Source organism: Streptomyces sp. NPDC048507 (assembly GCF_043199995.1).
GTDB lineage: Bacteria > Actinomycetota > Actinomycetes > Streptomycetales > Streptomycetaceae > Streptomyces.
Genome location: NZ_JBICWZ010000006.1, coordinates 340486 through 362489 on the forward strand (window position 1 = coordinate 340486; position 22004 = coordinate 362489).

15 protein-coding genes and 1 tRNA gene are annotated in these 22004 nt (G+C 72.1%); 2 read left to right on the top strand and 14 right to left on the bottom strand.

Going from position 1 to position 22004, the window contains the following annotated elements; genetic code table 11:
* Nucleotides 1-70: 70 nt before the first annotated feature.
* Nucleotides 71-1396, bottom strand: coding sequence for a M20/M25/M40 family metallo-hydrolase (locus ACGFXC_RS19555; protein ID WP_393714346.1), 1326 nt, complete (start codon nt 1394-1396; stop codon nt 71-73).
* Between the two features lie 168 nt (nt 1397-1564).
* Between ACGFXC_RS19555 and ACGFXC_RS19560 the strand changes: the two genes are divergently transcribed.
* A tRNA-Leu gene (locus ACGFXC_RS19560) sits at nt 1565-1652 on the top strand.
* 49 nt (nt 1653-1701) lie between these two features.
* Here the strand turns inward: ACGFXC_RS19560 and ACGFXC_RS19565 are convergent.
* From ACGFXC_RS19565 to ACGFXC_RS19620, 12 genes are all read right to left on the bottom strand, one after another.
* Nucleotides 1702-2664 carry a TauD/TfdA dioxygenase family protein gene (locus ACGFXC_RS19565; RefSeq protein ID WP_393714348.1) on the bottom strand — a complete coding sequence of 321 codons (963 nt, stop codon included), beginning with the start codon at nt 2662-2664 and terminating at the stop codon, nt 1702-1704.
* Between the two features lie 105 nt (nt 2665-2769).
* Complete coding sequence (locus ACGFXC_RS19570; protein WP_393714350.1) at nt 2770-3720, bottom strand: AEC family transporter; 951 nt, start codon at nt 3718-3720, stop codon at nt 2770-2772.
* Complete coding sequence (locus tag ACGFXC_RS19575; RefSeq protein WP_393714352.1) at nt 3708-4622, bottom strand: aminotransferase class IV; 915 nt, start codon at nt 4620-4622, stop codon at nt 3708-3710. Before ACGFXC_RS19575 ends, ACGFXC_RS19570 begins: the two co-directional genes overlap by 13 nt.
* A 10-nt stretch (nt 4623-4632) precedes the next feature.
* Complete coding sequence (locus ACGFXC_RS19580) at nt 4633-5454, bottom strand: hypothetical protein (RefSeq protein ID WP_393714354.1); 822 nt, start codon at nt 5452-5454, stop codon at nt 4633-4635.
* A gap of 9 nt (nt 5455-5463) precedes the next feature.
* Nucleotides 5464-7272: an asparagine synthase (glutamine-hydrolyzing) gene (asnB, locus tag ACGFXC_RS19585; protein ID WP_393714356.1), complete on the bottom strand. Its 1809-nt coding sequence runs from the start codon at nt 7270-7272 to the stop codon at nt 5464-5466.
* Nucleotides 7273-7304: 32 nt separating this feature from the next.
* On the bottom strand, nt 7305-8282 hold the full coding sequence (locus ACGFXC_RS19590; RefSeq protein WP_393714358.1) for a peptidase: 978 nt from the start codon (nt 8280-8282) through the stop codon (nt 7305-7307).
* A complete protein-coding gene (locus ACGFXC_RS19595) occupies nt 8279-9559 on the bottom strand; it encodes an ATP-grasp domain-containing protein (protein WP_393714360.1) in 1281 nt (426 codons plus the stop codon). The genes ACGFXC_RS19590 and ACGFXC_RS19595 overlap by 4 nt, the downstream gene beginning before the upstream one ends.
* Nucleotides 9556-13401: an amino acid adenylation domain-containing protein gene (locus ACGFXC_RS19600; RefSeq protein ID WP_393714362.1), complete on the bottom strand. Its 3846-nt coding sequence runs from the start codon at nt 13399-13401 to the stop codon at nt 9556-9558. Before ACGFXC_RS19600 ends, ACGFXC_RS19595 begins: the two co-directional genes overlap by 4 nt.
* A gap of 250 nt (nt 13402-13651) precedes the next feature.
* Nucleotides 13652-14878: an MFS transporter gene (locus ACGFXC_RS19605; RefSeq protein ID WP_393714364.1), complete on the bottom strand. Its 1227-nt coding sequence runs from the start codon at nt 14876-14878 to the stop codon at nt 13652-13654.
* 406 nt (nt 14879-15284) lie between these two features.
* Entirely contained in the window at nt 15285-16724 is a 1440-nt protein-coding gene (locus ACGFXC_RS19610; RefSeq protein WP_393714366.1) for an amino acid permease, read from the bottom strand.
* A 218-nt stretch (nt 16725-16942) separates the two neighbouring features.
* Nucleotides 16943-18487, bottom strand: a complete 1545-nt coding sequence (locus ACGFXC_RS19615) for an APC family permease (RefSeq protein WP_393714368.1) — start codon at nt 18485-18487, stop codon at nt 16943-16945.
* Between the two features lie 47 nt (nt 18488-18534).
* Complete coding sequence (locus tag ACGFXC_RS19620; protein WP_393714370.1) at nt 18535-19485, bottom strand: hypothetical protein; 951 nt, start codon at nt 19483-19485, stop codon at nt 18535-18537.
* A 340-nt stretch (nt 19486-19825) separates the two neighbouring features.
* Here ACGFXC_RS19620 and ACGFXC_RS19625 point away from each other — a divergent pair, with 340 nt between their 5' ends.
* Nucleotides 19826-20332, top strand: coding sequence for an ASCH domain-containing protein (locus ACGFXC_RS19625; RefSeq protein ID WP_393714372.1), 507 nt, complete (start codon nt 19826-19828; stop codon nt 20330-20332).
* On the opposite strand, the gene ACGFXC_RS19630 is transcribed toward ACGFXC_RS19625, so the two are convergent.
* Nucleotides 20329-21984 (bottom strand): FAD-binding dehydrogenase, encoded by a 1656-nt coding sequence (locus tag ACGFXC_RS19630; protein WP_393714373.1) that lies wholly within the window; start codon nt 21982-21984, stop codon nt 20329-20331. The two genes, ACGFXC_RS19625 and ACGFXC_RS19630, sit on opposite strands and share 4 nt — an antisense overlap.
* Nucleotides 21985-22004 lie beyond the last annotated feature (20 nt).

The window sequence follows — 22004 nt, forward strand, 5'->3', positions numbered from 1 at the left end:
CGGGGCTACGAGCGTATGAGTGCATTCACTCTTCTCAGTGGAATGCGCACACGTTCTCGATTTCCCGGCGTCAGGCGTTGTCGATGAACCGGTCGAGGACGCGCACGCCGAACTTGAGTCCGTCGACCGGCACCCGCTCGTCCACTCCGTGGAACATCCCGGCGAAGTCGAGCTCCGGCGGGAGCTGGAGCGGCGCGAAGCCGAAGCAGCGGATGCCGAGGTCGTCGAAGGACTTCGCGTCCGTGCCGCCGGAGAGCATGTACGGGACGGCGCGGGCGATGGGGTCCTCGGCCTTCAGGGCGCCCTGCATGGCGTCCACGAGGCGTCCGTCGAAGTCCGTCTCCAGGGCCTTGTCCCCGTGCACGTCCTCGTACTTCACGCGCGGCCCGAGGATCCGGTCGAGGTCGGCGAAGAACTCGTCCTCGTAGCCCGGCAGGAAGCGGCCGTCGACGTGCGCCGTGGCCTGGCCGGGGATGACGTTGACCTTGTACCCGGCGCCGAGCATGGTGGGGGCGGCCGAATTGCGCAGCGTGGCGCCGACCATCTTGGCGATGCCGCCGAGCTTGGCCAGGGTGGCGTCCATGTCGTCGGGGTCGAGCGGGGTTCCGAGGGCGTCCGAGAGTTCGTCGAGGAAGGACCGTACGGTCTTGGTCACCCGCACCGGCCACTGGTGGCGGCCGAGGCGGCCCACGGCCTCGCAGAGCTCGGTGATCGCGTTGTCGTTGTTGGTCATGGAGCCGTGGCCCGCGGTGCCCTCCACCGTGAGGCGCATCCAGTGCATGCCCTTCTGGGCCGTCTCCACGAGGTAGAGGCGCAGGTTCTCGTTCACGGTGAAGGAGAAGCCGCCGACCTCGCCGATCGCCTCGGTGACCCCTTCGAAGAGCCCGGGGTGCTTGTCCACCAGGTGGCGGGCGCCGTAGATGCCGCCGGCCTCCTCGTCCGCGAGGAAGGCGAGCACGATGTCCCTGGGGGGCTTGCGGCCGCTGCGCATGCGGTCGCGGACGACGGCCAGCGTCATCGCGTCCATGTCCTTCATGTCGACCGCGCCGCGGCCCCACACGCACCCGTCGGCGATCTCGCCCGAGAAGGGGTCGTGCGTCCAGTCGGCGGCGTTGGCCGGGACCACGTCGGTGTGCCCGTGGATGAGCAGGGCCGGGCGGGAGGGGTCCTCCCCCTCGATCCGGGCCACGGTCGAGGCGCGTCCCTTGTGCGATTCGAAGATCTGCGGCTCCAGCCCGACCTCCGCGAGCTTCTCGGCGACCCACTCCGCGGCCTTGCGCTCGCCCGGGCCCGAGTGGTCCCCGTAGTTGCTGGTGTCGATCCGGATGAGGTCCCGGCAGAGGTCGACGACCTCGTCCTGGCCGGAGACGGTCTTGCCCGCGCCCGATTCGCTCACGCTGTTCCTCCCATTGATCAGTACCGGCTACCTCCCCATCCTCGCGCCCCGGGCCGCTCTCCCCAAGGGCGATCCCCGGTCACCGGGGGGTGTGATCGAGGACCCCGGAATGTTTGGTAATGTTTTCCACGTCGGAACGGCCCGCGAGGGACGCGAGACAGACACCTTGTCCGGGTGGCGGAATGGCAGACGCGCTAGCTTGAGGTGCTAGTGCCCTTTATCGGGCGTGGGGGTTCAAGTCCCCCCTCGGACACCACAGAGAAGGACCCCGCTTCGGCGGGGTCCTTCTTCGTTTCCCGGGGTGGTTACCAGGCTCCGAGCCGGTCGCCCGCGACGAGCTCCGAGGTGAAGCCGTCGGGGCCGGTGGCGGGCTCGCCGAGGACCGTCACACGGTGCATGATCCGGTCCACGTCCAGGTGGCCGAAGTCGGTGGGGGCGAAGTGGCAGGTGCTCCGGTTGTCCCAGAAGGCGACGCTGCCCGGCTCCCAGCGGAAGCGCACGGTGTACTCGGCGCTGGTCATGTGCTGGTGGAGCAGGTCGAGCAGGTGGCGGCTCTCCAGCTCGCTGAAGCCCTGGATCCGGGTGGTGGAGCCGGGGCTGACGAAGAGCGCCTTCTCCCCCGTCTCGGGGTGCACGCGGACCACCGGGTGGACGGCGACCTGCGGGTCCGCGCAGTAGATGTCGAGGATGCCGCGGTCGCGTGCGTCGGAGTGGCGCAGGTGGACCGCGCTGAAGAAGGCGTGCTCGGCCCTGAGCGTGTCGACGAGGTCGCGCAGCTGCGGCGAGAGGGCCTCGTAGGCGGCGACGGTGTTGGTCCACTGGGTGTCGCCGCCGAAGGACGGGGTGGTCTCGGCGCGCAGGATGGACAGGTCGGGCGGGTTGACGGCCTGGGTGAGGTCGCTGTGCCAGCCGGCGATGGGCGAGACCCACTTGCGGCGGTAGTGCTCCTCGAAGTTCTTGCCGTAGCGCTCGACGTCCGCCTTGGCGTCCACGGTGAGGATCTCGGGGAAGCCCTCGGGCGAGACGCCGTGCTTCTTGCCGGGGCGGCGGGTGAGGGCGCCGAAGCGGCGGCCGAAGGCGATGTGGCGGGCGTGGTCGAGGTCCTGGTCGCGGAAGAAGACCACGCGGTGGGTGAGGACCGCCAGGCGGATCTCGGCGATGGTGGCGTCGTCGAGGTCCGCGCCCAGGTCCACGCCGGAGATCTCGGCGCCTATGTGGCCGGCGACCTGGCGGACGGTGATCCTGCTGGTCTGTGCTGTCTGGGGCACGGCTGTGAGCCGCCTCTCGGATCGTGGGGTGAAGGAGAAGAGGAAGGAGGAGGGAGGGGGGAAGGGGAGCGTGGTGGCCCCGGTGCGGGACCGGCCGCCGCGGCGTCAGCCGAAGTGGACGGTCCACTGCACCCACAGGGGCAGCACGAGCAGCGAGGCGAGGGAACTCTTGACGACCAGTTCCGCCGACATGGCCACGTCGACGTCGTAGCGCTGCGCGAAGATGAAGAGGTTCTGCGGGGCCGGCATCGCGGCGATCAGGACGAGGTAGGCGAGCCAGTCGCCGTCGACGCCGAAGACCCAGCGGCAGACCGCCCAGGCCATGAAGGGGAAGACCAGGCACTTGAACGCGACGAGCCAGACCTCCTCCGCCGTGGTGCCCCGCAGGCTGAGGCCCGCTCCGCCCAGGTGCAGGCCCAGGGCGAACAGGGCCACCGGGGAGGCGCTGTCGCCCACGAAGGCGAAGCTGTCCAGGACCGCCTTCGGCAGGTGCACCGACAGCAGGTTCAGCAGGATGCCCGCGTTGCAGGCGAGGACGACGGGCGTCACGAGGGAGGCCCCGACGGCCCGGGCCAGGCGGGCGCCGGGCCCTCCGGTGTGCTCCGGGCGGCCCAGTTCCATGATCGAGATGACGACCAGGGACAGGACGCAGACCTGGAAGAGCAGCACGGGGAAGATCGGCGCCGCGTTCCCGAAGAGCATGATGAACACCGGTACGGCGAAGTAGGCAGTGTTCACCTGGACGCCCGCCATGATCCGCAGGGCCACGCCCCGGGGGTCGAGCACGCCCGACAGCCGGGCCACGACGCCCACGACGGCCACCGCGCAGGCGGCGGTGGCCGCGTAGCCGCCGATCGCCCGCCAGTCGAAGAGGGCGGCCAGGTCGCTCGCGTAGATGTTGCCGAACAGGTAGCAGGGCACCGCGAAGAGGAAGGCGTAGTCGGCGAAGGCCTTGGAGCTCTCGGCCGGTACGACCTTGCGCCGTGCGAGGAGGACGCCGCAGCCGAAGGCCAGGACCACCGGCAGCAGCTTCTCCAGGGCGGTCAGCGCCCCCATGTGTGCGGCACTTCCACCGGGCTGCGGCCCGCGATGAGGTCGTGGTAGCCGGTGATCAGCCGGCCGATCACGTCGTTGCCGGTCAGGTCGTAGTGGTGGTCGTCGATGCGGGAGACCGGGAGGATCTCGCAGGCGGTGCCGCAGATGAAGGCGCCGTCGGCCTCGGCGGGGAAATCGCGGCCCAGGTCGGTGATCTCGTACGGGATCGCCTCGTGCCCGGCGATGGCCAGGACGCAGGCCCGGGTGATGCCGTCGATGGTGCACCGGGTGGTCGGGGTCAGGAGCGTCCCGCCGCGGGTGAAGAAGACGTGGGCGCCGGTGGCCTCCACGATGTTGTCCTGGTCGTCGAGGAGCAGCGCGTCGTCGAAACCGGCCCGCAGGGCGTGGTTCTTGCTGATCGTGCCGATCATGTAGTTGCCCGCGGCCTTGCTCTTGACCGGGGCGTAGAGCGGGGAGGGCCTGCGGTACTCGGCGGTGACGAGGGAGATGCCCGTCTTGAGGGCGTCGGCCGCCGCGTAGTAGCCGGCCGGGATCTCCCAGGCGGCCACCGAGGTGTGCACGGAGGTGTGCAGGGCGGCGGTCTGGATGACCTCGGAGCCGCGCCAGGCGTTGATGCGGACGTAGCCCTCGGTGATGCCCGCCTTGGCGACGACGTCGAGGGTGGCCCGGTGGAGTGTCTCCTCGTCGTGTTCGAGGTCGAAGTCGAGGATCCGCGCGGAGGTCCGCAGCCGGGCGAGGTGCTCGCGGAGCATGAAGGGGGCGCCGCCGTAGACGCGGACGCCCTCGAAGACGCTGCTGGCGTAGTGCAGGCCGTGGGTCAGGACGTGGAGCCTGGCCCCGGCCCAGTCGACGAGGGCGCCGTCGAGCCAGATGTGACCGGTTCGCTGGTCGAAGGGAAGCAAGGGGGGCACCTCAGAGCGCAAGGTCGAAGAGCGGGTTCTGGAGATCACCGACGAGGGCGACGAAGCGCCGCTGGTGGGGGGTGAGGCTGCGCACCGACACACCGTGCAGGGCCAGCGGGTTGATCGGGTACATCACGAGCGTGTTGCTCCGGTACGGGACGGTGGCGACCTCCTCGACGTACTGCGGATCGATGTCGAACCGGTTGTCGCCGTACTCGGAGGCGCTGGTGGTGAACTTGTGGGCGCCCTCACGGTACTTGTAGAGGACCAGGTCGCCGCCCGTCGCGTCGTCCTCGGCGAGGCGCATGTAGAAGAGTCCGCCGAACAGCTTGTAGGGCTTGTCGACGTGCGGGCCGCGGTAGGCGGAGGGGCGGCCGGTGACGGCCGAGTTGATGACGGCGGTGCAGTCCATGAGGATGTCGTGGGTGTCGAAGCCGTCCCGGTTGCGGCGGCCGACGCGCAGGTCGCGCAGGGGGCCGCACTGCTTCTCGGCGTCGGGCAGGTTCGCGAGCAGGTCGTCCTGGAACAGGTCGAGGAACTGGGCGTAGAACTCGGGCGAGGAGTGGTAGGTGACGAAGTCCTTCCACACCCGGGCCATCGCCTCGTCCCGGAGGATGGGTTCGGACATGTAGTTGTAGCGCTCGTTCGAGGTGATCTCCTTGCCGATCCGCGTGCCGATGTAGTCGACGTCGGGCATCGTGGCGGCCAGGGCGTCGTAGAGCGGCCGGGGCAGCGCGTCGGAGATCACGATGTGCGGGAACGGATCGCGTCGGATGTCGTCCTTGGTGACGCCGGCCAGCAGCGAGCGGATGGGCTGGGGGGACTGCGACATGTCTGTCTCCTACGGGGTGAGGTTCCTGGCGGAGAGCCAGGTTTCGAGCATCAGCAGGGACCAGAGGACTTCCGCGGTGTGTGCGCCCGGGGTCTCGGACTGCATGCGGAAGAGGTCACGGACGACGTCCTGGCGGACGTGGTCGCGGTAGCGGGCGCCGGGGGCGAGGAGGGTGTCGCCGATCAGCTCGTGCAGCGCCTCACCGGGCTTGATCATCGCGGCGATGGGCAGGGTGAAGGGCTGCTTGGGCCGGTCGATGACGCTGCGCGGGACCCAGCGGCGGGCGGCCTCGGCGACCGGCGCCTTGACGGTGTCGCCGACGACCTTGAGCCCGGCGGGCAGGGCGTGGGCGAAGCGCATGACGGCCGGCTGGAGGAAGGGGATCCGGGCCTCGACGGAGTGCGCCATGCTCAGGTGGTCGACGCGGCGCAGGATGTAGTACGGGAAGCGTTCGTCCTGGTCGTAGCGCAGCAGCGTCTCCAGCTTGTCCCGCCCCGCGCGCTCCCCCGAGCGGACCCGGCGGTCGAGGGCGTCGCCGGTGCGGTCGGTGAAGAGTCCGCCGTGCGCGGCGAGGTGGGCGCGGTGGGCGGGGGTGTAGAGCCGCTCCAGGGTGGTGGTGCCGATGGCGGCCATGGTGTCCTGGTAGCCGCGGTGCCAGGTGGCGGAGCCGTCGCGGGCGGCCTTGACGTAGCGGGCGTAGCCGCCGAAGAGTTCGTCGGCGCCGTCGCCGGTGAGCGCGACCTTGAACCCGGCTTCGTGGATGGCCTCGAACAGGGCGAAGGTGCTGAGGCTGTGCGGGGCGTTGTTCGGCTGGTCGAGGTGGCGTACGAAGCGGTCGACGAGGGCGGGGAAGTCCGCCGGATCGAGCAGTACCTGGTGGTGGCGGGTGCCGCTGTGGCGGGCGGCCTCGGCGGCGAAGTGCCGTTCGTCGGCGGGCCAGTCGCCCCGGTAGGCGACGTTGAAGGAGGCCAGGTCGGGGACGACCGAGGCGGCGATCGCCGAGGTGTAGCTGGAGTCGAGGCCGCCGCTGGTGATGACGCAGACGGGCACGTCGGCGTCGAGCATCCGGGTGAGTTCGTGCTGGAGGAGCCCGTCGAGGATCGAGGCGGCGGCGGTGAGGCCGGGCCCGGTGTCCGGCCAGTCCACCTCGGCGGGGGCGAGCGGGGTGCGGGTGGCGGTGAGCCGGCCGTCGGCGAAGCGCAGGGCGGTGCCGGGGGCCAGGGTGCGGACCCCGGCGTAGACGGTCTCGGGGCCCCATACGGCCCGGCCGCCGAGGTAGCGGTCGATGGCGAGGGGGTCGAGGGTGTCGGGGAAGTCGGGGAAGCGGGACAGGGCCCGCAGTTCGGAGGCGAAGCTGAGGCGGCGGCCGTCGGCGGAGAGGTGGTAGTAGAGGGACTTCATGCCCGCGTGGTCGTTGAAGAGCTTCAGGCAGGGCTCGGCGCGGCGGTCGACGACGGCGATCGCGAACATGCCCTCCAGGCGGGAGACGAAGGCGTCGCCGTGGCGTTCGTACAGGGGCAGCAGGACGTCGCCGTCGCAGTCGCCCTCGAAGCGGTGGCCGGCGGCGGCGAGCTCGGCGCGCAGTTCGCGGTGGTTGTAGATCTCGCCGTTGAACACGCACGTCATGTCGCCGAGGACGAAGGGCTGGCGGCCGTGGCCGATGCCCTGGACGGCGAGCCGGTTGTTGCCGAGCGCCCAGGTGGGGGCGGTGTGGACGGTCTGGTCGTCGGGACCGCCCTGGTGCATCGCCCGTGCGACGGCGTGCAGGACGTCGCGGTCGACGGGCTCCGCGCCGAAGTGGCCGTAGATGCGGCACATGCTGGTGACCTCTGTCTGTGTGCGGGCGGGGCTCAGGTGCCGGCGAGGTGGTGGCCGGAGGGGCTCTGGCGGGCCTCGGGGTGGTGGCGGCCGAGGAACTCGGTGACGATCTCGACCTGGCGGAGGATGTCGTCGAGCTGGCTGAGGGTGGGGCTGACCCCGTGGCCCTCCAGGGCGCTGTTGCCGGTCTTGAGGTAGATCGGGGCGGCGACGCGGACGAATTCGGGGGCCTCGTAGGTGCGGACGAAGCCGCCGGACATGCGGGGGTTGTCGACGTGGCAGTCGAGCGGGATGGACACGGCCTGGCGCAGTGCCGCGATCATCGGGAGGGTGAGGTCGCGGACGGGGTTGAAGCTGTCGGCGCCGAGCATTTCCAGCATCTGGGCGGAGGCGGCGTTGCCGTGGCCGCAGTGGGCGGAGACCTTGAGGTGGATGTCCGCGGGGAGTTCCCCGGCGGTGCGCAGCCGGTTGAGCACCCACAGCAGGCCCTCGTCGTAGACCACGAATCCGCGGACGCCGAGTTCGAGGCCGCGTTTGACGTCCTCGACGGCCCGGACCATCTGTTCCTGGCCGCGCAGCCGGTAGCCGATGCGGACGCCCTCGGGGGTCTGGACGCTGCCGCCGGTGTCGTAGCTGGCGCGGGGGCCCACCGACATCAGGATCTCGGCGCCGTACTCGCGGCCGAGGGCCACGTACTGCGTGATCTCGCGGGCGGTGTGGCGGTACATGCCGCGGGTTTCGGTGATGCGGTTGATGGTGAATCCGCGGCGCCGGCTCTGGGAGAGCAGGGTCTCGGCGGCCTGTACGGAGTTGACGGTGGGCACCTCGACGCGGAAGTGGCAGCCGTCGTCGAAGGTCTTCCCGGAGCCCTCGCCGGCGGGGGCGTCGGCGCCGGGCAGGCCGAGGCGGGCCAGCTGGGCCCTGGTCTCGGCGAAGAAGGGCCGGCAGGGGGCGGCCTCGGCGGGGGCCGGGGCGGGGGCCGGGGCCGTGGTGGGTGTCGTCATCGTCATCCCGTCACCTCGATGCCGAGCAGGTCCGCCGTCCGTCCGACGATCTGCTCCGCGATCCTGATCGATGTCGCGTGGTCGGCGTGGACGACCTGTACCTCGCCGAAGTTGCCGAGGTTGCCCCGGCAGGCGGGCAGCACGTCGCCGTCCGGGAAGCGGACCGTCAGCGCGTGCAGGCAGTCCCCGTACTCGGCGGCCGCCCAGTCCAGGGCGGGCACGCGGTCGGGGCGGGGGGCGGGGTCCGCGGCGCCGAACCAGCGGACGGTCGCGTACCGGGTGAAGGCGGGGGGCTGCGGTTCGATCCGCTCGCCGAGGTGGATCCGCACCAGCAGTTCGAAGATGTCGCCGCCGCCGGCCAGCCGGTAGAGGTTGGGCAGGCAGGAGCCCATGATGCGCGGGTTGAGTTCGATGAGCCGGGGGCGGCCGTCGGCGCCCAGCATGATCTCCACGTGGAACACGCCGAGGCGCAGGCCGAGGGCCGCGACGACGGCTTCGGCGAAGTCCATGACGGCCGCGTGGTCCTCGGCGCCGATGGCGGCGGGGATGGTGGTGCCGGTCTCCAGGGCCTCGTGGCGGTGCCAGGTGGAGCGTTCGCTGACGGCCAGTCGCAGGAAGCGGCCGTGGGAGAGGCCGATCTCGGCGGAGAGGAACCGGCCGCCGAGGTACTCCTCGACGAGGATGCCCGCCTCGTAGGTGGCGTCGTCGGCCAGCGCCCGGGTCAGGACCTCGCGCAGTGCCGTCTCGTCGGGGACGACGTGGGCGCCCTCGCTGGCGGAGCCGCGGGCCGGTTTGACGACGACCGGGTAGCCGGTGACCCCGGCGAACGCGGCGGCCTGCGCGAAGCCGGTGACGACGGCGTGCCGGGTGGTGTCGACCCCGGCGGCGGCGAGCACCTCGCGGCAGCGGTGCTTCAGCTTGGCGGCCTCGGCACCGCGGGCGGAGGTGAAGGGGACGCCGATCTCCTCGGCGATGCGGGCGACCGGCACGACGAGGGCGTCGACGGTGGCGACGAACCCGTCGACGGGGCGGCGGCGGTGGACGTCGAGGACGAGGGCGCGCAGGGCCTCGTGGTCGGTGGCGTCGTCGAGGACGTGCACGGTGTCGACGTACGCGCCGTAGGGCGAGGCGTCGAAGTCGATGTTCTGGGACTTCTCCATGCGCAGGGAGCGGATGAGGGTCACCTCGTGGCCGAGCCGCTTGGCCGCCTCGAAGGCGGGGGCGTTGCCGGTCTTCCAGGTGACGAACAGGACGTGCCGGGGTGCTTCGCGGTGCGCTGTCATCGGACCTTCCTGGCGAATCGCTGGCCGATCCGCACGAAGGCGGGGTTTCGGGTTCCGGGGGCGGGGATGAAGGAGATGGAGCCGGCGAGGACGTTGTTCTTCGACATGGAGCTGAAGCCGCCGGCGCCGGAGAGGACGAGGTCGCCCTCGTCGAGCCGGCGCCACCCTCCGTCGCGGCCGCGCTCGGAGTACTCGTAGCCGAGGTGTTCGCCGCCCCGCAGGACGTTCAGGCGGTAGCCGTCGGAGTCGTAGAGGCCGGCGCAGGCGTCGAGGTCGAGGTCGAAGGGGCGGCCGGTGCGGATGAGGCCTTCGCCGGTCAGGGCCCGCAGGAGGTCCTCGTACAGGCCGAAGGCGGGGTAGGCGTTGGCGAGCAGGAGCAGGAAGGTGCCCTGCTCGGGGAAGATCTGGATGAAGTTGTGGTGGCCGCTGCCGTTGGAGTTGAAGCCGAAGGCGGTCGGTCCGAACATCAGCCAGCCCAGGCCCCAGGCGTGCATGAAGTGGTGTCCGGGGACGTCGATCTGCGGGGTGCGCATCTGTGCGGCGAGGGCGGCCGAGAGCAGCCGCTCGCCGTCGGGGGTGACGCCGTCGTTCAGGGCGAGGAGGGCGATCTTGGCGAGGTCGTCGAGGGTGAGGCAGACGGAGAAGGAGCCGGCCGCGTCGTCGGCGACGGTCTGGGGCGGCGGGTCGTGGCGGACGTAGCGCTGCCCGCTCTCGCTCCACAGGTAGCCGGCCGAGACGGTGTCCCCGTAGTGGCCGCCCTCGGTGAGGGTTCCGGGGATCTCCTCGATGCCGAGGGGGGTCAGCAGCAGGTCGTTGACGGCGCGGCGCCAGGGGACGCCGAGGAGCTTCTCGATGAGCCCGGCGACGATGGAGGTCCCGCAGGCCGAGTACGCGAACACCTCGCCGGGCTCGAAGAGCTGTCCGTACCCGGAGAAGGTGTCGAGGTAGCGGTCGAGGTCGGGGAGGGCGGTGTCGTGCCAGACCTCGTAGGAGTCGTCGATGCCGCTGGTGTGGGAGAGGAGCTGGCGCAGCGTCACCTCGACGGTGCGGCCGTCGGCGCGCCGGAACGCCTTCGGCAGCAGGGGGGCCAGGGGTTCGTCGAGACCGATCAGGCCCCGGTCGACGAGCCGGAGCACGGTGAAGGCCAGCATCGGCTTGGTGATGCAGGTGACGCGCTGGCGGGAGTCCGCGCCGCGGGGGGCGCCGGTCTCGATGTCGTCGACGCCGTAGTAGGTGCGGCTGAGCGTGCCGTCGGCGTAGACGGCCGCGGCGGCTCCGGGGACGCCGTGGCCGCGGCCGGACTCGTGGAGGGTCTCGGCCACGGCGGCCTGCCGGGCGGCGGCCCCCGTCGTGGCGGTGGCGGGGGCGGCCGCCGCCCGGGCGCGCTTGTCGCGCAGCAGCCGGGCCTGGGCGGCCAGGGTGCGGTGCTCGTAGATCTCGGCGACGCGCACGGTGTGGCCGGCGGTGTCGCCGAGCCGGGCGGCGAGGAGGTTGGCGAGGAGGGAGTGGCCGCCGATGGAGAAGAAGTCCCGGTCGGCGCCGAGGTGGGCGACGCCGAGTAGGTCGCTCCAGACCGCGGCGACGGCGGCCTCGTCGGGGTCGTCGGTGGTGAAGGCGCCGTCGGCTCCCCCGTTGACGTTCCAGTCGATCGCGCGGGCGGCCAGGGCCTTGCGGTCGACCTTGCCGTTCGGCAGTTGCGGGAGCCGGTCCTCGACCAGGATCTTGGCGGGCCGCATGTAGTGCGGGAGCTTGCGGCGCAGGTGGCCGGCCATCGTCTCGACGGGGACGTCGGCGCCTTCGAGGCCGACGTAGCAGACCAGGCGGGTGTCGTCGTCCTTGCGGACGGCGAGGGCGGCCACGTCCCTCAGGCCGACGGCTTCGCGGAGCACGGACTCGATCTCGCCGAGCTCGACGCGGAAGCCGCGGACCTTGACCTGGTTGTCCTTGCGGCCCATGAACCGCAGTTCGCCGTCCTCGGTCCAGCGGGCCAGGTCGCCGGTGCGGTAGAGGGTGCCGGCCGGCAGGTGCGGCGGGGCGGGGACGAACGCGGCTGCGGTGCGTCCGGGGTCGTTGATGTAGCCGCCGGACAGGCCGTCGCCGCCGAGGTGGAGTTCGCCGACGACGCCGCGGGGCACCTGCCGCCCGCGTGCGTCGAGGACGTGGGCGGCGGTGTTGGGGAGGGGGACGCCGATCGTGGGGCTCTGGGTGACGGGGCCGGTGAAGCACTTCCAGGTGGAGTACGTGGTGTCCTCGGACGGCCCGTAGAGGTTGTAGAGCCGCTCCACGCCGGTGTGGGCGAAGGCGGCGTTGACGAGTTCCTTCGCGAGGGGTTCGCCGGCGACGTTCAGGACCGTGGTGGAGGCGGGCACGGCCGACCGCTGGAGCAGCACGTTCAGGGCGCTGGGGACGGTGTTGACCAGGGTCGGGCGCAGGCCGTCGTCCTCGGTGAGGGCGAGGACGTTGTCCACGACGACGACGCTGCCGCCGGTGGCCAGTGGGGCCCAGAGCTCGAACACCGAGAGGTCGAAGTTGAGGGAGGTGGCGAAGAGCACCCGGGCGAGGTCCTCGGGCCGGTAGGTGTCGCGGGCCCAGGCGAGCAGGGCGGCGACGTTGCGGTGGCTGATGACGACGCCCTTGGGCAGGCCGGTCGAGCCCGAGGTGTAGATCAGGTGGGTGGTGGCGGCCGGGTCGGCGCCGGCTTCCGGGGGGTCGGGGCGTTCGGCTCCGGCCTTCTCCCACAGTTCGTCCCAGGGCAGGGCGGTCGCGGGTACGGCGTCGAGCCAGGCGGCGGTGCCGGCGTCGGAGTCGTGGACGACGGCGGCCATGTCGGCGGTCGCGGCGATGCCGGCGAGCCGGTCGGCGGGGTAGGCCGGGTCGAGGGGGACGTAGGCGCAGCCGGCCTTGTGGACGGCGAGCAGGAGGCAGACGGTGCGGTGGGTGCGGGCGACGCTGACTCCGACGCGCGAGCCGGGGGCGATGCCCCGCGCCAGCAGGGCGCGGGCGATCCGGTTGGCCTGTTCGTCGAGCTCGCGGTAGGTGAGGGTGGTGCCCCGCCACTCCACGGCCGGGGCCCCGGGGGTGCGGGCGGCCTGGGCCTCGACGAGCGCGTGGAGGGTGGTGTCGCGGGGGTAGGGCCGGGCGTTGGCTTCCAGGGCCGCCGACAGGTGGCGGGTCTCCTCCTCCGAGAGGAGTGCCAGCTCCGTGACGGGGGTGGTGGGGCGTCGGCAGGCGTCGAGGAGCAGGGTCCGGTAGTTGGCGGCCATGCGGGCGACGAAGGCCTCGGTGAACAGGCTCGCGTCGTAGGTCAGGGCGAAGCGGACGGTGCCCGGGGCCTGCTCCGCCTCCAGGAGGAGGTCGAAGCCCTCGGGGCGCGGGTCCGCTCGCGCGGCCGGGTCCGCCGTGGTGTCGCGGCTGAGGAAGCCGGCGCGCAGTCCGGCGCCGAGGTCGGCGGGGCCGGCGGCGGGCCGGCGGGCCGCGGCGCGGTGCCGGGCGGACAGGGCGGCGGTCAGGGCCGCGAAGGTGACGTCGTCCCCGATCCGGGAGCGGACGGCGACGGGGTGGCCGCAGCCCGGGTCCGCCGGTCCGCCGGCGCGGGCCAGTACGAGGTCGTCCTGGCCGCTGTAGCGGTGGAGCAGGACGGTGAAGGCCGCGTTGAACAGCTCGGCGGCTTCCAGGCCCCTGGTCCCGACGAACTCCGCGAGCGGCTGGAGGGCGCTGTCGGTCCAGGCGTGGGTGCGCGGGGATCGCCCCTCCCGCCCGCCGGTGTCCCGGACGGGGAGCTGGAGGGCGGGGGCGGCGGCGGTCGTCGTCTCTTCGGGCGCGGCGGATGTGGCGGCAGGCATTTCGCCCACGGACGTGATTCCCCTCGTTCGATGGCACTGTTTTCGGCCTGCGGGCGCGGTGGACCGGCATTCCCGCGCGGTGGGGTGCGCGGAAGGTGTCCTGAATTGCGCACAGGTCTCCGGAAGTGCGGATGTACGGATTACGCGCATGCCGGAGGAACCCGGGACCCGGGACGGCACACGGAATGACGGAATGACGGAATAACGGAAAGGTCTGATTGACGGAATGCGGGATGAAGTGGAGCTGCGTTTACGGAACGGAATGCACGCGGGGGCGCACGGAGTTCCTGTTCCGTTCGGCCCAGCGGGCGACCGGCGGCATCAGGGCGCCGACCACGGCGAACCCGAGGGCCATGACCAGCCAGCCGACGGCGCCGTGCTCGATGGCCAGCCAGGTCAGCACGGCGGGCGCGATCATCTTGCCGAGGTCCGCGCCCATCGCGGCCGTGCCCTGGTACTGGCCCTGGGCGTGCTCGGGCGCCAGGCCGAAGGACATGCCCCAGCTGCCGGCCGACTGTCTGATCTCGCCGAGTACGTGGGCCAGCGCGCCGGCCACCAGCAGGAGGGAGGCGACGGCCGCGGAGGCGCCCTCGGTCAGGGCGAAGACCGCGCAGGCGACGGCCAGGCACAGGGAGCCGGTCCGGGACGCCCGGGCCGCGGCCCCCGGCTCGTCGGTGCCGCGCGCGGCCCTGACCTGGAGCAGTACCACCGCGACGGTGTTGGTGATGAGGATGACGGCGATCATCCAGCGGGGTGCGCCGGTGTGGTGCAGCACCCAGAGCGGGAGGACCACGTCCAGCAGCAGGTTGTGCATGGAGAGCAGGCCGTCCAGCACGACGAAGGCGAGGAAGGGCCGGTCGCGCAGGACGACCAGGGCCGGGCCCGGTCTGGCGGGCTGCGGCGGCACGGCCGGGAGCAGCAGCGTGAGCAGGCCGGTGACCAGGTAGGTGCAGGCGTTGAGGACGACGGCCGCCCGGTAGACGGCGGGGGTGTCGGCCACCAGGACCAGGCCCGCGAGGGCGGCGCCGGCGGAGACGCTGACGTTGCTGGTGGCCCGCAGGTAGGCGCGGACGGAGACCCGGTCCTCGGGCGGAACCAGTCCGGCGACCATGGCCATCCGGGCGCTGCGGCTGGCGCTGTACGCGACGGCCTGGAGGGAGAGCACCAGCAGGTACTGGCGGAACCCGTCGACGAGGAGCAGGGCCGCGGTGAGCGGTCCGAGGGCGAGGAAGGACCAGATCTGGACGGCCCGGGGGCCGATCCGGTCGGCCAGGTGGCCGCTCGGGGTGCTCAGGGCCAGCGCGACGCCCGCGGCGACACCGACTCCGATGCCGAACTCGCCGGGCGAGAGCCTGAGTACGGACGTGGCGTAGATGGCGTTCAGCGCCATCCACATGCCCTGCCCGAGGGTGTGCACCAGCGTGACGCCGGTGAGCGTGCGGGCGGGGCCGCGCTTCGGGAGCAACCGGCTCAGCATTGCCGCACCATGTCACTCGGATTGAATTGTCCGGACCATTTCTCGACCGTCAGGATCACTGACACCGCTCCGACCTCTCGTTCAGCGCCATTGCCAACGAAGATTCGGGAATTTCCCCCGTGGATACCCGGCCGAGATCGTCGGCCGGACACGAAGATCTATTAGAGACGTGCCGAGGTGGCACGTCCAGGGAATATGCTGTGGCGCTCGTCACACGGGAATGCCCAGAGGGCGGGCGGTAAATTCTTGGCGAAATCATCCGGAGGAATGTCGTGAAAGTCCTGGCTACTTGCGGGTAGCCCGGCGCCCGGTGCGGGGCCCGTACGACGGGAAGGCCCCCGCACGGGCGTGCGGGGGCCTTCCGGGGTCGTGCGTCGGGTGCGGGGCGGGCGGGGCTCGCGGGGCGTCAGCCCCGGGCGGCGGCGAGCTCGGCCACGCGGCGGCGGACGAGGAACCAGCCGCCGACGAGGGCCGCGCCGATGACGGGCACGAACAGCACCGTGGTGCGGCCGACGCCGCCGTCGCACCACATCAGGACCAGGACCGTGACGAGGAAGACCAGCGTGACGATCTGGGTGTAGGGGGCCCAGGGCAGACGGTAGGAGGGGCGCTCCAGCAGCCCCTGCCGGGCGCGGCGCCAGAAGTGGAGCGAGCACAGCATGACCATCGCCCAGGTGCCGAGGATGCCGAGCGAGGCGAAGTTCAGGACGATCTCGAAGGCGTCCGAGGGCATGAAGTAGTTCAGGCCGACGCCCGCGATGCCGAAGGCGGCGGTGAACAGGACGCCGCCGTAGGGGACCCTGCCCTTGTTCATGACGCCGGTGAACTTGGGGGCGGAGCCGGACATCGCCATCGAGCGCAGGATCCGCCCGGTGGAGTAGAGCCCGGAGTTCAGGCTGGAGAGGGCGGCGGTCAGCACGACCAGGTTCATGATGCCCGCGGCGCCGGGGACGCCGAGCTTGTCGAAGACCGTCACGAAAGGGCTCTGGTCGCCGGAGTACTCGGTGTACGGGAGCAGCAGGGCGAGCAGGACCACGGAGCCGACGTAGAAGATGCCCACGCGCCACATGATCGAGTTGATCGCCTTGGGCATGATCTTCTCGGGGTTCTCGGTCTCGCCCGCGGCGACGCCGCACAGCTCGACGGAGGCGTACGCGAAGACGACGCCCTGGATGACCAGCAGCATCGGGAGCACGCCGGACGGGAAGAGGCCGCCGTTGTCGCTGATGTTGGACAGGCCCGGGGTGTGGCCGCCGATGTCGTGGCTGGTGGCGACGAGGTAGATGCCGACGATCAGGAACAGCGACAGGGCCGCCACCTTGACCAGGGAGAACCAGAACTCCATCTCGCCGAAGTACTTCACCGAGATCAGGTTCGCGGTCAGGACCACGGCCAGGGCGATGAAGGCGAGCACCCACTGGGGGACGTCGGTGAACAGCGACCAGAAGTGGGCGTAGGTCGCGGCGGCCGTGATGTCGGCCACCGTGGTCGTGGACCAGTTCAGGAAGTAGAGCCAGCCCGCTGTGTAGGCGCCCTTCTCCCCCATGAACTCGCGCGCGTAGGAGACGAAGGCCCCGGAGGAGGGGCGGTAGAGCACCAGCTCGCCGAGGGCGCGGACCACGAAGAAGGCGAAGGCCCCGCACACCGCGTAGGCGATGGCGAGGGAGGGTCCGGCGCCGGCCAGGCGGCCGCCCGCACCCAGGAAGAGGCCGGTGCCGATCGCCCCGCCGATCGCGATCATGTTGATGTGGCGGGACTTGAGGTCCTTGCTGTAGCCCTCGTCACCGGCGTCGACATGGCGGGACGACGCCTCGGCTGGGGCCGTGGTCAAGGTGCGGTCACTCATTCGGGGCTTCGCCTTCGTGGTTCGGACAGGCAGGTCCGGGGCGCGTGCGGGCGAGCTGGGTGGTGTCTCCCGTGCCGCGTTCCGGTGATTTTGTCGCCCCAATAGACCATGAGCCTCCGCTGCCCGCCAAAATCGGCCCCATGCGCGCGAAGGCCCCCCGCGACCATGGAAACGGTCGCGAGGGGCCTCCTGGGGGCACGAAAGCGAGGCCGGGGGCCTCAGTCGAGCGGGGCGGTCTCCGCCGCCTGGTCGAGGCGGAAGGCCTCGTTGCCCAGCCCGATCCGGGCGTGCGCCTCCGGGCGGCGCCGCTTGAGCAGCAGCCCGTGCACGAGCCCGCCCACGGCGGCGAGGGCGATGATCGCGGGCAGCACCCAGCTCAGCGCGGAGCCCTCCTCGGCGGCCACGAGCACGCCGAAGTCGCGCACGGTGTAGACGGCGATGACGACGAGCGCGAGCCCGGACAGACCCGCGGCGACCAGCCGCCAGGTCTGCGCGCCGGCCGTGCCGCGGCGGACGAAGAACGCGATGACGGCGACGGAGGACGCGGCCATCAGCACGGTCACGCCGAGGGCGCCGACGCTGCCCATCCAGGTGAACAGGTGCAGGACGGGCGCCGTGGGATCGCCGGCCGGCAGGTCGTCGGTGAGCGCGAAGACGATGACCACGACGGCGGCCACGACGGTCTGCAGCAGCGAGCCGGTGGCGGGCGCGCCCGTGCCGGGGTTGGTGCGGCCGAAGCGGGCGGGGAGCAGGCCCTCGCGGCCCATGGCGAAGGCGTAGCGGGCGACGACGTTGTGGAAGCTCAGCATCGCCGCGAACATGCCCGTGACGAAGAGCACGTGCAGGACGTCGGTGAACGCGGCGCCCAAGCGGCTCTCGGTGAGCACGAAGAGCAGGCCGGGACCGGCGTCCGTGGAGGCCTTGACGACGTCGGCGGGGCCGGTGGCGACGGTAAGGGCCCAGGCGCTCAGGGCGAAGAACAGGGCGACGAAGCCGACCGCGAGGAACATCACGCGGGAGACGACGATGTGCGGCTTGCTGGTCTCCTCGGCGTAGACCGGGGACTGCTCGAAGCCCACGAAGGCGGCGATGCAGAAGCACAGGGCGGTGCCGAGGCCGGCGCCGGAGAGGGTGCCGGGGTCGAAGGCGGTCAGCGAGAGGCCCTCGGGACCGGGCTTGCCGAGCGCGGCGGCGTCGAAGACGACGACGAGGGCGCATTCGATCAGCAGCAGGACGCCGAGCACCTTGGCGTTGAGGTCGATCTTGAGCCAGCCGAGCGCGCCGGTGGCGGCGACCGCGATCAGGGCCGGGATCCACCAGGCGACGCGCACGTCGAGGTAGGTGGCGAAGAGGCCGGATATCTCGAAGCCGAGGATGCCGTACACGCCGACCTGCATGGCGCTGTAGGCGACGAGGGCGACGAGGGAGGCGGAGGCGCCGGCGGTGGGCCCGAGGCCGCGCGCGATGTACGCGTAGAAGGCGCCGGCGTTGTGGACGTGCCGGCTCATCTCGGCGTACCCGATGCCGAACAGGGCGAGGACGATGCCGAGGATCACGAAGAGCAGCGGCTGGCCGACGATGCCCATGACCCCGAAGATCGTGGGCATGACACCCGCGACGACCATCAGGGGCGCGCTCGCGGCGAGTACGGAGAGCAGCAGTCCGGCGGTGCCGAGCCGGTCGGCGCGCAGGGCGCGGTCCTGGCCCTTGTACGTGCGGATCTCGGGCTCGGCCGGGAGCGTGGTGGATCTGCCCGTGGGCATGGCGGGGTCCTTTCGGGGGGTGGCCGGCCGGGGGGCCGGCCGGGGGGTCAGGCGGTGCCGAGCGCGGCACTGCGCGCGGCGAGGAAGGCCTTGTGCGGGTCCCGGTCGGGATAGGACCAGGGGGCGCGGGTGGCGTGGCTGCCGATGCGGTGGAAGAGGGCGGCGGCCTCCGCGGGGCGCCCTTCGCAGAGCTTGGCGTGGGCGAGGAAGTTGAGGTCGACCCGGTTGCGCGGGTGGTCCTCGCGCTCCCACTCCAGCCACCAGTCGAAGGCGGAGCGCAGCACCTGGCGGGCGCGGCGGCCCGTCCAGTGTTCGGCGGCGCCCTCGGGGGTGGCGCGGCCCTGGGCGGCGGCGAGCACCCGGTAGCGCTCGGCGTGGGCGATGACGGGCAGGACGGCGAGCGGGGAGTCGGCCGGGGACTCCTCGGCGGCCCAGGCGGCGAAGTCGTAGACCTCGTGGAGCGGGTCGTGCCCGGCGGCCGGGGTGCGCTCGGCGAGCTTGGCGACCATCAGGTGGTGGGCGTGGTGGTGCTCCCGGTGCCGGGCCCGGACCTGGTCGAAGTGACGGCTGAACTCCTCCTCCGTGCCGAAGGCGCGGGAGAGCATCAGCAGGCCGAGCCAGGGGGTGGGGTCGGCCGGGAACAGCGCGGCGGCGCGTCGGCAGGCCCCGTCGGCCGCCTCGGGGGTGCCCTTGCCGCGCAGGGCGGTGAAGACGGCCGCGCAGGCGAGGAGGGTCACGGCGTCGGCGCTGCCGGGTTCGGCGAGCAGCCATTCACCGGCCCAGGCGGTGGCGGCCGGGGTTTCGGCGAGGACGACGAGGCGGTGGCCGCGGCGGTCCCAGTCGTCCCCGGTGCCGACCAGCAGAGTACGGGCCTTGGACCACCGGCCCTGGGTGAACTGGGTGCGCACCGCAACCAGTTCGGTGTCGCACAGGGCGGGGTCGAAGAGCTGGGCGTCCCGCTTGCGGGCGCGGCCGAGGGGCGGCGGAGGCGGGGACATCCGCGGGTTTCCCTCCAGGACGCGGGCGCGGGTGGGCGGCGTGCGCGGGGGCGCGCACGGGATGCCGACGGGGACGGTGATGCCGGTGGTGCCGGTGGTGCCGGTGATGCGCGTGCTAGGGATGTTGCCTTTGTTGCCGGTCGTTGCGGTGCTGCGGCTTGATCTTGCCGGTGAGCGTTCCGGATGATCACGCACAGCAAACCGGTACGCACAGCTCCGCGTCAAGGTCCAGCCCGGCGCGTGGCGGGTTTCAACTCATCGTTTCGGTGGCCGAGTTGGCGCGGTTGTGACGGTTCGGGGCCGGGCGCCCCCCGCCGGCCCGGCTCCGTAGGCTGTCCCCATGACGACGCACGGCGGACTTCCGCCCTTCCTGCTGGGCTTCCCCGGAGAGCTGCGCGACCGGCTGGTGGCGGCGGTACTGAGCGGGGCGAAGACCACGACGACGGGACTCCTGGCGGAGTACGAGCGGGAGGGCGAGCCACTGCCCGAGCCGGGTGCGCGCTCGGTGCTGGTGGATTCCGCCGAACGGCCGCTGGCTGTCCTGGAAGTGACGGAGGTGAACGTCGTGCGGCTGGCCGACGTCGGCCTGCCGCACGCCCTCGACGAGGGGGAGGGGTACGCGTCGGTGGCCGAATGGCGCGCCTCGCACGAGGGGTTCTGGCGCGACGTGGAACGGCTCGCGGGGCCAAAAGCGCCCCCGTTCACCCTCGACGACGACACCCTGGTGGTCACCGAGCGCTTCCGGCTGCTGCGGAACCCGGCGCCGGACACCGGCACGGGTCCCGGCCGGGACACCGGCACGGGGGCCGCGCCGGACGCCGCCGAGGGGCCCGCGCCGGCGGCCTAGGACACGGCCTTCGCGGCCGCGCGGCCCGCCGCGCGGCCCGAGAAGATGCAGCCGCCCAGGAAGGTGCCCTCCAGCGCCCGGTAGCCGTGGACGCCCCCGCCGCCGAAGCCCGCCGCCTCGCCGGCCGCGTAGACGCCGGGGAGCGGTTCGCCCGCCGGGGTCAGGACCCGCGAGGACAGGTCGGTCTCCAGACCGCCCAGGGACTTGCGCGTCAGGATCGAGAGCCGGACCGCGATCAGCGGGCCCGCGGCGGGGTCCAGGATGCGGTGCGGGGCGGCGGTGCGGATCAGCCTGTCGCCCAGGTACCTGCGCGCCCCGTGGATCGCCGTCACCTGGGCGTCCTTGGAGAACGGGTTGGCGATCTCCCGGTCGCGGGCGACGATCTCGGCCCGGACGGCGGCCTCGTCCAGGAGGTTCTCCTTGGTGAGCTCGTTCATCCGGCGGACCATCGCGGACACGTCGCGTTCGACGATGAAGTCGGCCCCCCGGTCCATGAAGGCCTTGACCGGACCGGGGACGGCCTGGCGCGCCCGGTCGATGACGTCGCGCACCGACTTCCCCGTCAGGTCGGGGTTCTGCTCGGAGCCGGAGAGTCCGAACTCCTTGCCGATGATGCGCTGGTTGAGCACGAACCAGGTGTGGTCGTGGCCGGTCTTCATGATGTGGTCGAGGGTGCCGAGCGTGTCGAACCCCGGGAAGAGCGGTACGGGGAGCCGCTTGCCGGTCGCGTCGAGCCAGAGCGAGGACGGGCCGGGCAGGATCCGGATGCCGTGCCGGGCCCAGATGGGGCTCCAGTTCTCGATGCCCTCGGTGTAGTGCCACATGCGGTCCTTGTTGATGTGGCTGGCTCCCGCGGCCTCCGTGATGCCGAGCATCAGGCCGTCCACGTGTGCCGGGACACCGGAGAGCAGCCGCTCGGGCGGGGTGCCGAGCCGCTCGGGCCACTGTGCGCGCACGAGGTCGTGGTTGCCGCCGATGCCGCCGCTGGTGACGATCACCGCCTGGGCCCGCAGGCTGAAGGCTCCGCTCACCTCGCGGCCGCTGGCACAGCCCCGTACGGCGTCCGAGGGGGCCAGTACCTCCCCGGTGACGGTGTCCACCGTGCCGGCGGTGGCCGACAGGCCGGTGACCCGGTGCCGGAAGGCGAGCCGGACCAGGCCCCGGGCCACCCCGGCGCGGACCCGGCGTTCGAAGGGGGCGACCAGGCCGGGGCCGGTCCCCCAGGTGATGTGGAAGCGCGGGACGGAGTTGCCGTGCCCGTTCGCGCCGTAGCCGCCGCGCTCCGCCCAGCCGACCACCGGGAAGAAGCGCACCCCCCGGGCGTGCAGCCAGGGCCGCTTCTCCCCCGCGGCGAAGTCCACGTACGCCTCGGCCCAGCGGCGCGGCCAGGCGTCCTCGCTGCGGTCGAAGCCTGCGGTGCCCGCCCAGTCCTGGAGGGCCAGGTCACGGCTGTCCTTGATGCGCATCCGGCGCTGCTCGGGCGAATCGACGAAGAACAGCCCGCCGAAGGACCAGTGCGCCTGGCCGCCGATGGACTGCTCGGGCTCCTGGTCGAGGAGGATCACCTTGCGGCCCGCGTCGACGAGCTCGGCGGTGGCGACGAGCCCGGCGAGGCCCGCTCCGATCACGATCACGTCAGCGTCGTACGTCATGCGTTGCCCGTCCTCCGGTC